Source organism: Chromobacterium subtsugae (assembly GCF_001676875.1).
Taxonomy (GTDB): domain Bacteria; phylum Pseudomonadota; class Gammaproteobacteria; order Burkholderiales; family Chromobacteriaceae; genus Chromobacterium; species Chromobacterium subtsugae.
Map to the genome: position 1 here is coordinate 77,470 of NZ_JYKA01000020.1, position 12,865 is coordinate 90,334.

The 12,865-nt window shown below is 63.3% G+C and carries 15 protein-coding genes; 12 read left to right on the forward strand and 3 right to left on the reverse strand.

Annotation, left to right across the window (positions count from 1 at the left end; translation table 11 throughout):
• Positions 1–34 precede the first annotated feature (34 nt).
• The 3 genes from MY55_RS18885 (at position 35) to MY55_RS18895 (ending at position 2,022) form a co-directional block, all read left to right on the forward strand.
• Positions 35–1,006, forward strand: a complete 972-nt coding sequence (locus MY55_RS18885; protein WP_208856063.1) for a hypothetical protein — start codon at positions 35–37, stop codon at positions 1,004–1,006.
• A 95-nt stretch (positions 1,007–1,101) separates the two neighbouring features.
• Positions 1,102–1,341 carry a DUF2164 domain-containing protein gene (locus tag MY55_RS18890; RefSeq protein WP_047244254.1) on the forward strand — a complete coding sequence of 80 codons (240 nt, stop codon included), beginning with the start codon at positions 1,102–1,104 and terminating at the stop codon, positions 1,339–1,341.
• A gap of 81 nt (positions 1,342–1,422) precedes the next feature.
• A complete protein-coding gene (locus tag MY55_RS18895) occupies positions 1,423–2,022 on the forward strand; it encodes a YdcF family protein (RefSeq protein WP_043579503.1) in 600 nt (199 codons plus the stop codon).
• Between the two features lie 102 nt (positions 2,023–2,124).
• Here MY55_RS18895 and MY55_RS18900 read toward each other — a convergent pair whose 3' ends face one another.
• The gene (locus MY55_RS18900; protein WP_043579506.1) at positions 2,125–2,484 is read right to left on the reverse strand and encodes a YggL family protein; all 360 of its coding nucleotides are present in this window, start codon (positions 2,482–2,484) and stop codon (positions 2,125–2,127) included.
• A 180-nt stretch (positions 2,485–2,664) separates the two neighbouring features.
• Here MY55_RS18900 and MY55_RS18905 point away from each other — a divergent pair, with 180 nt between their 5' ends.
• The 3 genes from MY55_RS18905 (at position 2,665) to MY55_RS18915 (ending at position 5,393) form a co-directional block, all read left to right on the forward strand.
• Positions 2,665–4,383: a M30 family zinc metallopeptidase gene (locus MY55_RS18905; RefSeq protein WP_043579507.1), complete on the forward strand. Its 1,719-nt coding sequence runs from the start codon at positions 2,665–2,667 to the stop codon at positions 4,381–4,383.
• The gene (locus MY55_RS18910) at positions 4,380–4,694 is read left to right on the forward strand and encodes a hypothetical protein (RefSeq protein WP_152681658.1); all 315 of its coding nucleotides are present in this window, start codon (positions 4,380–4,382) and stop codon (positions 4,692–4,694) included. The genes MY55_RS18905 and MY55_RS18910 overlap by 4 nt, the downstream gene beginning before the upstream one ends.
• Positions 4,695–4,826: 132 nt before the next feature.
• The gene (locus tag MY55_RS18915) at positions 4,827–5,393 is read left to right on the forward strand and encodes a HutD/Ves family protein (RefSeq protein ID WP_052258325.1); all 567 of its coding nucleotides are present in this window, start codon (positions 4,827–4,829) and stop codon (positions 5,391–5,393) included.
• 54 nt (positions 5,394–5,447) lie between these two features.
• Here MY55_RS18915 and ubiD read toward each other — a convergent pair whose 3' ends face one another.
• Positions 5,448–6,923 carry a 4-hydroxy-3-polyprenylbenzoate decarboxylase gene (ubiD, locus tag MY55_RS18920; RefSeq protein WP_043579512.1) on the reverse strand — a complete coding sequence of 492 codons (1,476 nt, stop codon included), beginning with the start codon at positions 6,921–6,923 and terminating at the stop codon, positions 5,448–5,450.
• A 144-nt stretch (positions 6,924–7,067) separates the two neighbouring features.
• Here ubiD and MY55_RS18925 point away from each other — a divergent pair, with 144 nt between their 5' ends.
• From MY55_RS18925 to MY55_RS18945, 6 genes are all read left to right on the forward strand, one after another.
• Positions 7,068–7,658: an OmpW/AlkL family protein gene (locus MY55_RS18925; protein WP_043579514.1), complete on the forward strand. Its 591-nt coding sequence runs from the start codon at positions 7,068–7,070 to the stop codon at positions 7,656–7,658.
• A gap of 15 nt (positions 7,659–7,673) precedes the next feature.
• On the forward strand, positions 7,674–8,030 hold the full coding sequence (locus MY55_RS23860; RefSeq protein ID WP_146008420.1) for a hypothetical protein: 357 nt from the start codon (positions 7,674–7,676) through the stop codon (positions 8,028–8,030).
• Between the two features lie 145 nt (positions 8,031–8,175).
• Positions 8,176–9,261, forward strand: a complete 1,086-nt coding sequence (locus tag MY55_RS18930) for an ABC transporter ATP-binding protein (protein WP_043579516.1) — start codon at positions 8,176–8,178, stop codon at positions 9,259–9,261.
• A 3-nt stretch (positions 9,262–9,264) separates the two neighbouring features.
• Positions 9,265–10,158, forward strand: a complete 894-nt coding sequence (locus MY55_RS18935) for an ABC transporter permease (RefSeq protein WP_172670362.1) — start codon at positions 9,265–9,267, stop codon at positions 10,156–10,158.
• Positions 10,151–10,945 carry an ABC transporter permease gene (locus MY55_RS18940; RefSeq protein WP_047236486.1) on the forward strand — a complete coding sequence of 265 codons (795 nt, stop codon included), beginning with the start codon at positions 10,151–10,153 and terminating at the stop codon, positions 10,943–10,945. Before MY55_RS18935 ends, MY55_RS18940 begins: the two co-directional genes overlap by 8 nt.
• Before the next feature lie 94 nt (positions 10,946–11,039).
• Complete coding sequence (locus MY55_RS18945; protein ID WP_043579519.1) at positions 11,040–12,104, forward strand: ABC transporter substrate-binding protein; 1,065 nt, start codon at positions 11,040–11,042, stop codon at positions 12,102–12,104.
• A 79-nt stretch (positions 12,105–12,183) separates the two neighbouring features.
• Here MY55_RS18945 and MY55_RS18950 read toward each other — a convergent pair.
• Positions 12,184–12,865: pyrimidine 5'-nucleotidase (locus MY55_RS18950; RefSeq protein WP_047236487.1), on the reverse strand; the 682-nt coding region annotated here is incomplete at its 5' end.

Sequence of the window (12,865 nt, forward strand, 5' to 3'; positions counted from 1 at the left end):
TGAGGAAATATTCATGATGCGCAAGGCGTTTTTTGTGATTGGACTGTTTGCCGCGGGCTGGGCGCAGGCGGATTGGTCGCCAACACTGGTGTCGGACCAGTACCGGGCAACCATCAATTACGGCGGCGGGTCGCTCAGCTACAGCGAGGATGCCAAGTCGATGGGGCAATTGCGGCAGACCGCCATGGATTTGCAAACCGTGCCCTATACCTTGCAGCAGGGCTTGAACGGACGAGTGTCGCAACTGGTGGCGCAGAACGGCGCGACCTTTCTAGGCGGGGTGGTCAGCGGCAACGCGTTGGCAACGATACGCCCGGATGCCAGCGGCGTGGTCTACATGACCTTGTCCGGGCTCAGTTACCAGGTGCGTAACCAGTATTCCGGCCATAAATGGGGCGTAATCAGCTATACCTGCACCAACACGCTGACGCTGAGCAATATTGTCATTACCGGCCAGTACGGAGCCGCGAATGGCGCCATCGCCGGCGACAAGACCGGCATGACGGCGACTTCCAGTTCGTCCACCGATTGCGACTCGAACTTGAGCTGGATTCTGCCGGTATTGGGCGACGCGCTGATCAGCAAGGCCGAAGGCAAGATAGACAGCACGGTGCAGAGCAGCGTGCAGGCGGCCCTGGCCAAGGTCAAGGATACTTTGCTGTACAAGCCCGACCAGAACTTGCTGATTGGCCTGAACCGGCTGGTTCCGCCCGGCAAGGTGGTGGCCTTGCCCGGCGGCGGCAGTTTTCCGTTGGGTCAGTACATCCAGAACAATATCGCTTACCTGCTGGCCAACAGCCAGTTGAGCATACAGCTGGGCAGTCCGATCGCGCTCAAGACGGTGGCCGGCACCAGCGAACCGATGACCACGAGCTTCAGCAGCGATTTGGCGACGATTTCCTTGTCATCGCCGGCGATGGCGTTTTCTATCAAGTTGGCTGAGACTGCCGAGGTCAACTGGTTGTGGCGTTGCCCGGCTGGCGCGCCGAGGTGCCAAATCCCCTAGACCTTCGGCCCAGGAGAGGGCGCGGGCGGTTTTTGCCTGGCTATCCGGCAGATGGCCGCCGCGCCATAATCACCCCTTTTGATCCGGACGCGACGATGGCCACCCAATTCCTTCTCAGCGAGCAGCAACTGCAACACCTGGCCCCGCAAGTGCAGGCTTATCTGGCGGACCAGCTCGGGCTGGAGATCGGCAGCTTCGACGCCCGCTTCCTGCTGGATTTCCTGGCCGACAAGATGGGACGCGACATCTACAACAAGGCCTTGCAGGATGCGCAGACCGCGCTGGCGGAGCGCATGGAAACCCTGCAGGCGGCGATCTGGGAGCTGGAGCGCTAGCGCCGCCGTTTGACGGCGGCTGCCGGCCGCCGCCGATTGCGGTTACAATCATTCATCCTTCCCCCTGATGCCGTTGTGCCGATGCTCTATTTGCGTTTGATGATGAAAGGCTTTTTGCTGGCGGTGCTGCTGGTGGTGCTCGGTTTCGCCTACATCGCCTGGACCATCGTCGACTACGGCGACGGGGACGAGCAGAACGGCGCCGACGCGGCGCTGGTGCTGGGCGCCGCGGCCTGGGGCAACAAGCCGTCGCCGGTGTTCCGCGAGCGCATCAACCACGCGGTGAAGCTTTACCAGGGCGGCAAGGTGCGCTGGATCGTGTTCACCGGCGGCACGCCGCAGCCGGGCTATCCGTCCGAGGCCGATGTCGGCCGCGAGTTCGCCGCGCGCCAGGGCGTGCCGATGACGGCGATGCTGGTGGAGACCGAGTCGCGCACCACCTGGCAGAATCTGTCCAACGCCCGCGATCTGGGCCGCCAGTTTGGCATCCGCTCCTATCTGCTGGTCAGCGATCCGCTGCATATGCGCCGGGCGGTGCTGATGGCCGCTGATCTGGGCCTGCGCGCCTACCCGGCGCCCACCCAGTCCAGCCGTTTCCGCACGCTGTCCAGCTGGTCGCGCTTCCTGGCGCGGGAGACCTGGCTATACGTCGGTTATCGGGCGTTTCGCCAGTTGTCGTGAAGATTGTGGATAAAAGCGAATTTTGCCGATGGCTGTGGATAAGCCGGGTGGGCAAGAAAAAAGCCGGCGTCAGCCGGCTTTTTTTCTGGGCAGCGTCCGCGTTCAGGCGGCGTGCCACAGATCGATCAGCTCGCTGGCTTCCAGCGATTGCACCTCGGCGCGCGCCTGCAGCCAGGCGACCAGCTCGCCGCGCACCGCATCGGTGATTTGGCTGCCGCTCACCGGGAAGGCCACGCCTTCCAATCGGCTCTTGCCGTCGAAATGGCCGCCGAAGCTGATGCCGGCTTCGTCGAAGCGGGTCAGCCAGCCATCCAGCAGCGCGTCGGTGTCCACGCCTTCGCGCAGTTGGGCCACCAGGTGGAAACCCAGTTCGCGGAACTCGCCGACGCGCATTTTCTTGCGCTGGCGGTTGTTGAGGCGTTTCAGGCGTTGGACGGAGTTGGGATTGCGCGGGAAGGCCATGTTCGATCCTTATTTCTAAACAACCGGATGATAGCAGGGGGCGCGGCCAGTGTCTGGAAAAAGGAAGCGCGGGCGGCAGGACAGGCGGGTAAATTGACTGGACGGATATTCCGTCTTTATTCTTGGCAATGTTGCGATCATTTTACAAATCCACGGTTTAATTTACACTTAATTAATAAAATGTTGAATAACAAGCAAAACATTCTCGTTCTGTCCGTGATGGCTGCGCTGCTGTCCGCCTGCGGCGGCGGCGGCGGCGACTCCTCTTCTTCCACGACGTCCGGCAATCAGGTGGCGACGACCCTCAATCCGCCGCAGAAGGCCGCCGTCACTGGCGACCTGAGCTGCCAGGCCGGCGTTTGCGCGCTGCCTGCCAGCGCCAACGCGGATGCGGTCGGCAAGGTATACCAGCTGCAGAACAATACCGGCCAGGACATGCAGATCACCGTCAACGGCCCGCTGACAGCCCGCTGGGACGCGGTGATGACCCAGGTGGACAGCGATCCCCTCGGTTACGGCGGCAGCAGCGGCGCCGCGCGCGGCAACAATGCGGCGGCGGAGGCAGTGCTGGAACAGAAGATGCAGCAGTTCTACGCGCATGCGGCAAGCTACGGCGCCGTCGCCAGCCGGGCGCAGGCGCGGATGCGCCTGGAGAAACGCGTCCAGATCGCCGCGCGGAGTTACGCGCTCAACGATAGCCGTTCGTGGTATGACAGCATCGGCAGCCGCGCGTTGAACGCCACGATGAAGGCAAGCCAGGCGCTGCCGAATGGCGGAACCGTCTATGTCTGGGCGCAAAACGACGCGGCCGCGGTGACGCAGCAGCAGGCGGCTTTCCTGGCCGAGCGCTTCGCCAACAGCGTGTTCCCGATCGAGGCGGCGGTGATCAGCGAGCCGTGGGGCCCGGTGCATTCGACCTGGCAGGGCATCACCCTGGATGCCGGCACCAAGGATGTGCATCTGGTGCTGGCGCAGCTGAATCAGCCGGCCAACGCTTTCCAGGGCTTGCTGGGCTATGCGTACCCTCTCAACGCTATCCTGAAGTCCGCTGCGTCGGACCCCACTTGCGGCAGCGATTGCAGCGAGTTCGCCAACAGCAATGAAGCGCTGGTGACCTTCCTCAACGTGGACACGCTGGTGGCCGCCGACGATGGCCAGAGCTGGAGCCCGAGCGGCAAAGGCCCGGCGCTGACGCTGTCGACGCTGGGGCATGAGTACCAGCACTTGCTGTACAGCTACAATAAGCTGTTCCGCCGCATGGTGGGCTCCCCGCGCACCACGACTTGGGAGAACGAGCTGGCGGCGCAGACCATGGGCTACCTGGTGGCGGCCGATACCTATGGCGGCGGCCGCGGCGACAGCGCGACCTCGCATCCCGATTTGCGCTCGGGCGGCGACTTCAGCCAGTTCCTGAAGCAGCCGGCTTGCGATTTGAAGCGCTGGTCGGCGATGAGCGGCGACAGTTTCGGCACCACTTGCTATCCGAAAGCGCTGGCCACCGGCATGTTGATGCTGCATCAGTACGGCGCCGGCGTGATGAAGCCCTGGGTCACCGGCGCCAATGTCGGCGAGCGGGCGTTGGACGACGGCCTGGCGGCGGTAGGCGGCGGCGACTACGGCAGCCTGATGCAGCAGCTGTATACCAGCCTGGCGCTGGCGGACTTCTCCACCTGGCCTGCCGGCTACGGCTTCCCGGCCAAGCAGCTGGGCTTGCCAGCCAGCCGCTATTTCCCGGCCGGCAAGACCATCGCGCTGCCGCAGATCAACATTAACCCCAGCGAAGTCCAGCTGTCGGCAGACTCCGCTCAGGAAGCATACCGCTTGACCCTGGCGCCGGTAGCCGGCCAGGTGAGCATCACGGTGCCTGCCAACTCGCGCCTGAGCCTGGTGAAGCGATGAGACGGCTGTTGGCGGGCGTCTTGGCGGCCTGCGGCCTGCTGGCCTCGCTGGGCATGGCCAAGGTGCCGTGGGAACACGGCAAGCTGGTCAGCGTCGGCAACGCGCCGTTCAACCAGCTGGCGATCCAGCGCAGCGACGGCGCCTTGCTGACCATACTGCCGAGCGATGAAACCGGCGCGCTGGATAAGCGCCAGCTGGCGCCGTTCGCGGCGCGCGCCGGCGACAAGGTGCGCTTTCGCGCGCTGCGCAGCGCGCAGAGCAAGCTGTCGGGCGAAATGGTGGTCTTGAGCCAGATGGAGCTGGAGCGCTAGCCGCGTTTCTGGCGGACCAGCCCGGCATCGGCGACGATGCCGGGTTTTTTCATCGGCGCGCCGCCGGGGTGTGGACGGCGGCGGCGCGTCTCTGCAAGATGGCTGTCTTCAGCCTGGACAGGAGCTTGCCGCATGCGGCTATACACCCAAGATGCTTTCCGCCCGATGCCGTGGGCCAATGGCGGCGGCCAGACCTGCGAATTGTTCCGGCTGCCGCACCCGCGCCGGCAGGACGCCTTCGCCGCGCGGCTGTCCATCGCCGATGTGGCGCGGGGCGGGCCGTTTTCGCATTTTCCCGGCGTCGACCGGCTGCTGGGCCTGCTGGAGGGAGAGGGCATGGAGCTGCGCCTGGACGATGGCCGCCTGTTGCGGCTGGCGCAGGCCGGCCAGGTGGCGGCCTTTCCCGGCGAGGCCGGGGTGGATTGCCGTCTGCTCGGCGGGCCGCTGCGCGATTGCAACCTGATGCTGGCGCGCGACTGGGGCCGGGGAGAGCTGGAGCGCTTGCAACTGCCGGCCGGCGGCGTGTTGCGGGCGCCGGCGGCCGACTTGACCCTGCTGTATCTGCAACAAGGGGAATGGCATTGCGACGGAAGCGCATTGCCGCCGGGCTGCCTGCTGGCGGCCGAGGACGAAGCGATGGAGTTGCGCGCCAGCGGCGGCGGCGTCGCCTGGCTGGCGCGGGTCAGCCGGCTGGATTGAGGACGAAAAAAAGCCAACCGCGAGGTTGGCTTTCGGGCCGCGTCGGCACGGCGCTTACAGCCCCAGTTCGCTCCAGATGGCGTCGACGCGCTGGCGGGTGGCGGCGTCCATCACGATAGGGGTGCCCCATTCGCGATTGGTCTCGCCCGGCAGCTTGTTGGTGGCGTCCAGGCCCATTTTGCCGCCCAGGCCGGAAATCGGGCTGGCGAAGTCCAGGTAGTCGATCGGCGTGTTGTCGATCAGCGTGGTGTCGCGCACCGGGTCCATCCGGGTGGTGATCGCCCAGATCACTTCCTTCCAGTCGCGGGTGTCGACGTCGTCGTCCACCACCACGATGAACTTGGTGTACATGAACTGGCGCAGGAAGCTCCAGCAGCCCATCATCACCCGCTTGGCGTGGCCGGGGTACTGCTTCTTGATGCTGATGATGGCCATCCGGTAGCTGCAGCCTTCCGGCGGCAGGTAGAAATCGACGATCTCCGGAAACTGCTTTTGCAGGATGGGCACGAACACCTCGTTCAGCGCCACGCCCAGGATCGCCGGCTCGTCAGGCGGCTTGCCGGTGTAGGTGCTGTGGTAGATGGCATTCTCGCGCATCGTGATGCGGTCTATGGTCAGCACCGGGAAGCTGTCCTGCTCGTTGTAATAGCCGGTGTGGTCGCCGTACGGGCCTTCCATCGCCATATCGTTCGGGTGGATGTGGCCTTCCAGCACGATTTCGGCGCGCGCCGGCACTTGCAGGTAGGAGCCGATGCATTTGACCAGCTCGGTGCGGCTGCCGCGCAACAGGCCGGCGAACTGGTATTCGGACAGCGTGTCCGGCACCGGCGTCACCGCGCCCAGTATCGTCGCCGGATCGCAGCCCAGCACCACCGCCACCGGGTAAGGCTGGTCCGGGTTCTGCTGGCGGAATTCGCGGTAGTCCAGCGCGCCGCCGCGGTGGGCCAGCCAGCGCATGATCACGCGGTTCTTGCCTATCACCTGCTGGCGGTAGATGCCCAGGTTCTGCCGTTTCTTGTTCGGGCCGCGGGTGACGGTGAGGCCCCAGGTGATCAAGGGCGCGACGTCGCCGGGCCAGCAGTGCTGGATCGGCAGCTTTCCCAGATCGACCGCGTCGCCTTCCCAGACGATGTCCTGGCACGGCGCCTTTTTCACTTCCTTCGGCGCCATCGACAATACCTGCTTCAACAACGGCAGCTTGTCCCAGGCGTCTTTCAGGCCCTTCGGCGGCTCCGGCTCTTTCAGGTAGGCCAGCGTTTTGCCTATCTCCCTGAGCTGCATCACCTCGCTGGCGCCCATGCCCATCGCCACGCGCTCCGGCGTGCCGAACAGATTGGCCAGCACCGGGAAGTCATAGCCCCGGTCCGGGCTGCGCGGCTGTTCGAACAGCAGCGCGGGGCCGCCGGCCTTCAGCACGCGGTCGCCGATTTCCGTCATTTCCAGATGAGGGGATACCGGCGAGGCGATGCGCTTCAGCAGCTGTTTTTGTTCAAGTTGGGCGATGAATTCCCGTAGATCGGCATATTTCATGATTTTTTCATGATCTGGCGCAAAGTGTGGAAGAGGGGGCTTGGATAATCTGCCTTCGAACGCCGCACGCTACTGCCGGCAGGGTTCGCTGTCAACGCCGGCAGGCCGCACGGCTGTTTTTTCAGCCCCATTGGAGAACAGAAAATGAAGAAGCTCGCTCTCGCCGCCGCGATCGGCATGATTTCCGCCAGCGCTTTTGCCGCCCAGGGCGACATTCTGGCCCGCTTCCGCGTGATCGACGTGGACCCGTCCGCCAGCTGGAGCAACGGCGCGGCCGGCACCCATGTGGACGCCAAATCGTCCGCCGCGCCGGAGCTGGATTTCACCTATATGATCACCAACAATATCGGCGCCGAGCTGATCCTGGGCACTTCGCGCCACAAGATCACCAATAACGGCGTCGATATCGGCAAGGTGTCGGTGCTGCCGCCGACCGTGACCGTGCAATACCACTTCGCGCCGGAAGCGACTTTCCGTCCGTACGTCGGCGCCGGCCTCAACTACACCCGTTTCTACAATGACGGGCTGGCCAACGGCGCGATCACCGTGAAGAAGAACAGCTTCGGCCCGGCGCTGCAAGCCGGCGCGGACATCGCGATCAACAAGAGCTGGTTCGTCAACTTCGACGTGAAGAAGCTGTGGGTGCAGACCGACGTCAGCGCCGGCAACGTCAAGCTGGGCACGCTGCATGTCGACCCGTGGGTGTTCGGCGTGGGTGTAGGCACCAAGTTCTGAACGAGACGTTCCATCGTGCAAAAAGGCGCCGCGAGGCGCCTTTTTCTTTTGCCGGCGGTCGGGATTCCGGCATTTGATGGCTTTGGCATGGCGCTGGCGATGACCGCCGCGCTTGATGCCGTCATAATGCGGCAAAAGGTGAATTTTTCCCGGCGGCGGCGGTCGATCCTGCAGGGCGCGAGGGCAGCAGCCTGCGCCAAAGCGCGGCTATCGCGCCATGCCATGGCGCCGAAGGCCGCCGCAAAAGCAGCTTTCGGCGCCGGAAAAGCCGTGCTGGGACAAGCTTGTTGTCAAAATACATCATTTGCAACAATGACAGTCCTGATATTTTTCACCGCGCCAGCCCTTGTCCATAAACGTTTTTTTCATTGAAAAGAGCAACTTATCCAGATGGCTTGCCAGCTTGGCGCGGCTAGGTGGGAAAATGCGCTGAGGTCTTGAATTTACAAGGGATTTCAGCGGACCCGGAAATTGTTTTTTGTTAAACTGGCGCCCTTTTTCGTGGTGGGGAAGATCAATGGCTCTCCTTGAAATCAAAAACGTGGTCAAACGCTTCGGCGACTACACGGCGGTCAACGACGTCAGCCTGTCGGTCCAGGCGGGCGAGTTCTTCACCCTGCTGGGGCCGTCCGGTTGCGGCAAGACCACCTTGCTGCGCATGCTGGCCGGCTTCGAACAGCCGGACGCCGGCCAGATTCTGCTGGATGGCCAGGACATGTCGCAGGTGGCGCCGGAGAAGCGCCCGGTGCATACCGTGTTCCAGAGCTACGCGCTGTTCCCGCACATGACGGTGCGCGAGAACATCGCCTTCCCCTTGAAAATGGCCAAGTGGGACAAGGCGAAGATCGAGGCGCAAGTGGACAAGCTTCTGGCCGACGTGCGCCTGACGCCGTTCGGCAGCCGCTACCCGCACGAAATGTCCGGCGGCCAGCGCCAGCGCGTGGCCATCGCCCGCGCGCTGGTGGACCGCCCGCGCCTGCTGCTGCTGGATGAGCCGCTGTCGGCGCTCGACGCCAAGCTGCGCGAGGAGATGCAGATCGAACTGATCAATCTGCAGAAGGAAGTGGGCATCACCTTCGTCTACGTCACTCATGACCAGGGCGAGGCGCTGGCGCTGTCGCACCGCATCGCGGTGATGAGCCACGGCCAGGTGGAGCAATTGGATGCGCCGGAGCAGCTGTACAGCTACCCGAAGAATCGTTTCGTCGCCGACTTCCTCGGCCAGTGCAATGTGCTGGAGTCCACGGTCAAGTCGCTGGACGGCGGCGCGATGACGGTGGACATCAAGGGCTGCGGCGAGGTGAAGTGCCTGGCGGTCGACGGCGTCAAGCCCGGCCAGCAGGGCTGGCTGGCGCTGCGGCCGGAGAAGGTGCGGCTGGACAAGTCGCTGGCCGCGCAGCCGGACGAGGCGCATCTGAAGGGCCGCGTGCATGATTGCCTGTACCTGGGCGACGTCACCCTCTACGTGGTGGAAGTGGCCGACGGCGTGCGTATCGAGGCGATGCAGGCCAACAACATCCCCGGCGTCGCCAAGTTCTTCGACGACGGCGACATCGTCGAAATCGCCTGGCGCTTCGACGCCGGCAGCTTCCTGACGGAGTAAGCGATGGCCATCCGTGATCGTTTCGGCAAGTGGGCGCTATCCTGGCCCCCCTTGCTGTACTTGGTATTGTTCTTTCTGATTCCGTCGCTGATCATGCTGGTGGCCGCTTTCCGCCAGCCCGGCGACTACGGCGGCCTGGCGCCCCTGTTCACCATCGAGGACGGCCAGCGTGTCTGGCAGCTGACGCTGGACAACTTCCACCGCCTGGTGGAGGAGCCGCTGTACCTGGAGCTGTTCGTCAAATCGGCCGGCTACGCCGCCATCACCACCGCGGTGTGCCTGGTGATGGCTTATCCGCTGGCCTGGCTGATCGCGCGCTCCGGCAAGAAATACCGCGACCTGATGCTGCTGCTGGTGATCCTGCCGTTCTGGTCCAACTTCCTGATCCGCATCTACGCCTGGATGATCATCCTCGGCCCGCAGTCGGCGTTCACCAAGGCGCTGAACCTGGTGCTCACTTCGCTGGGCTTCGAGCCAGTGCGCTTGCTGTTCACCTCGTTCGCGGTGATCGTCGGCCTGGTCTACGTGCATCTGCCCTTCATGGTGCTGCCGCTGTACGCCAATCTGGAAAAGCACGACATGGCGCTGCTGGACGCCGCGCAGGACCTGGGCGCCAACGCCTGGCAGCGCTTCTGGCGCGTCACCTGGCCGCAGTCGCTGCCCGGCGTGTTCGCCGGCTCGGCGCTGGTGTTCATTCCGGCGCTGGGCATGTTCGCCATCCCGGACATCCTGGGCGGCACCGAATCCATCATGATAGGCAACCTGATCAAGCAGCAGATTCTGGATACCCGCGACTGGCCGTTCGGCTCGGTGCTGTCGATCATGCTGACCGGCGGCGTGCTGCTGATCGCCGCCTTGGGGGCCGTGGTGGCCAGAAGGGGGAAGGGCCGTGGCTAAGAAACAATCGAAGTGGCTGTGGGCGTCGGCTATCGTCACCTACCTGTTCCTGTACCTGCCGCTGGTGATCGTGGTGCTGTACTCGTTCAACGATTCGCGCCTGAACGCCGAGTGGGTGGGCTTCACGCTGAAGTGGTACGACAAGCTGTTCCATAACCAGAAAATGTTGACCGCCGCCGGCAACTCGCTGCTGATCGGCGTCATCGCCAGCTTCTTCGCCACCATTCTGGGCACGCTGGCCGGCGTCGCGCTGCATCGCTACAAGCTGAGGCTGCTGCCCTTCCTGGTGCTGACGCCGATCGCCATCCCCGAATTGCTGATGGGCGTGTCGCTGGTGATTTTCTTCGTCATCGTCAACCAGCTGATCGGCATTCTGGAGCTGGGCTTCATCACTATCCTGCTGTCGCACATCGCCTTCTGCATCGGCTTTGTCGCCATCGTGGTGCGTGCGCGGATGCAGGGCATGGACGACAGCCTGGTGGAGGCGGCGCGCGATCTGGGCGCCACCCCGTTCCAGGCTTTCCGCCTGATCACGCTGCCGGTGATCAAGCCCGGCATCATCGCCGGCGCCTTGATGGCGTTCACGCTGTCGATCGACGACTTCGTGATCACCTTCTTCACCGCCGGCGCCGGCGCCAGCATGCTGCCGCTGGAGATCTACTCGATGATCAAGATCGCGGTGACGCCGGAAGTGAACGCGGTATCCAGCTTGCTGATGCTGCTGACGCTGGCGCTGATCGTCATCGCCTCCCGGGTGTCGCCCAGCGCGCTGCGCGCCAACGGCTGAGACGCGGGGCAAGACGGGGTCGGGCAGTCCAGAGGGGCGCTGCCCGGTCTTTCTCGTAGTACCACCATGCTGTGCAATACAAAGGAAGCAAAATATGAAGAAGATTCTCGCGATGCTGGCGCTGGCGGCCTCCACCCAGGCGTTCGCCGCCGATGAGCTGCATCTCTATAACTGGAACAACTATTTGTCCGAAGCGGCAGCCAAAAACTTTGAAGCCTACTGCAAGTGCAAGCTGGTGCAGGACTACTACGGCGACAACGAAGAAATGCTGGCCAAGCTGGCCGCCGGCGCCAAGGGCTACGACATGGTGGTGCCCACCGGCTTCGCGGTGGACGCGCTGATCAAGCAGGGCAAGGCCCAGCCGCTGGACAAGACGCAGCTGCCCAACTTCAAGAACCTGAACCCGGGCTATCTGAACAGCTTCTTCGACAAGGGCAACAAGTACTCCGCCCCGTACGCGTTCACCACCACCCTGATCGGCTACAACGAAACCAAGCTGAAGCAGCTGGGCCTGGGCGACAAGGTCAACACCTGGGCGCTGATCTTCGATCCGGCGCTGCTGGCCAAGATCAAGGGCAAGGTCACCGTGCTGGATTCACAGCGCGAGCTGGTGTCCGCGGCGCTGATGTACCTGGGCAAGCCGGCCAACTCCACCAATCCGGCGGACTGGAAAGCCGCGCGCGACGTGATCCTGAAGGCCAAGCCGTACTGGGCCGCCTTCAACAACCAGTCGTACATCAAGGAGCTGACTGTCGGCAACATCTACGTCGCCTTCGGCTACTCCAACGATATGTTCCAGGCGCAGCAGGACGCCAAGAAGGCCAAGCGCAACTTCGCGCTGAACTTCAGCCTGCAAAAAGAGGGCAACACGCTGTCGCTGGATAACTTCGTGGTGCTGAAGGACGCGCCGCGCAAGGACCTGGCCTACAAGTTCATCAACTTCATGTTGGACGGCAAGAACGCCGCCGGCCTGACCAACGAGCTGGGCAACGGCAACCCCAACGCCGCCGCCGGCAAGTTCGTCAAGACCGAGCTGACCAAGATCCCGGCCATCTTCCCGAGCGCCACCGATCTGCCGCGCCTGCAGCAGCTGCATGACCTGAACGCCAAGGACCGCCGCGAACTGAACAAGGTGTGGTCGGAGATCAAGCTGAAATAAGCTTACTCTATCGTGTGGCGCCAAAAGAAAAGGCCGGGAATCCCCGGCCTTTTTCGCGTCCGCATCTATATAGAGCGTTTCAGCCCAATTGCAGCCGCTTCAACTGGCTGATGCGCTCGATGCGGAAATCGACATGCGCCGGCCGGCGCGGCTCCTTGCTGACCCAGATCGTCGTCATGCCCAATTCCTTGGCGGTCAGCAGATTGGGCAGCGAATCCTCCACCATGATGCAATGCTCGGCGCGCAGCCCCTCGCGGGCCAGCACCGTATGGAAAGCGTCTACATGAGGCTTGGGCACGTAATTGAGATTGTCGACGCCGTATACCGATTCGAAATGATGGCGAATGCTCATTCGCTGCAAAATGCCTTCCACGTAATGGTTGGGGCCGTTGGACAGGATGATCTTGCGGCCGGGCAGCGCCGTCAGGCTGTCGGCCAGCCGGTCTTCAAACTGCAGCCATTGAGCCAGCACATCCACCGGGTGGGTATCCACCAGGAACTGCTGCGGGTCGATGCCGTGGTGGGTAGTCAGCCCGTGCATGGTGGCGCCGTACTGCGCCCAGTAGCGCGAGCGCAGCGCGCAGGCTTCTTCTTCGCCCACGCCGAGGTGGCGCATCATGTATTCGGTCATCAGCTTGTTGATGTGGTCGAAGATGCCGCCGCTGGCGTGGTGCAAGGTGTCGTCGAGATCGAAAATCCAGGTTTTATGGTTCACGTTGGGACTGCATGCGGTGATGAAGGTGGGACGCAGATTATCCATT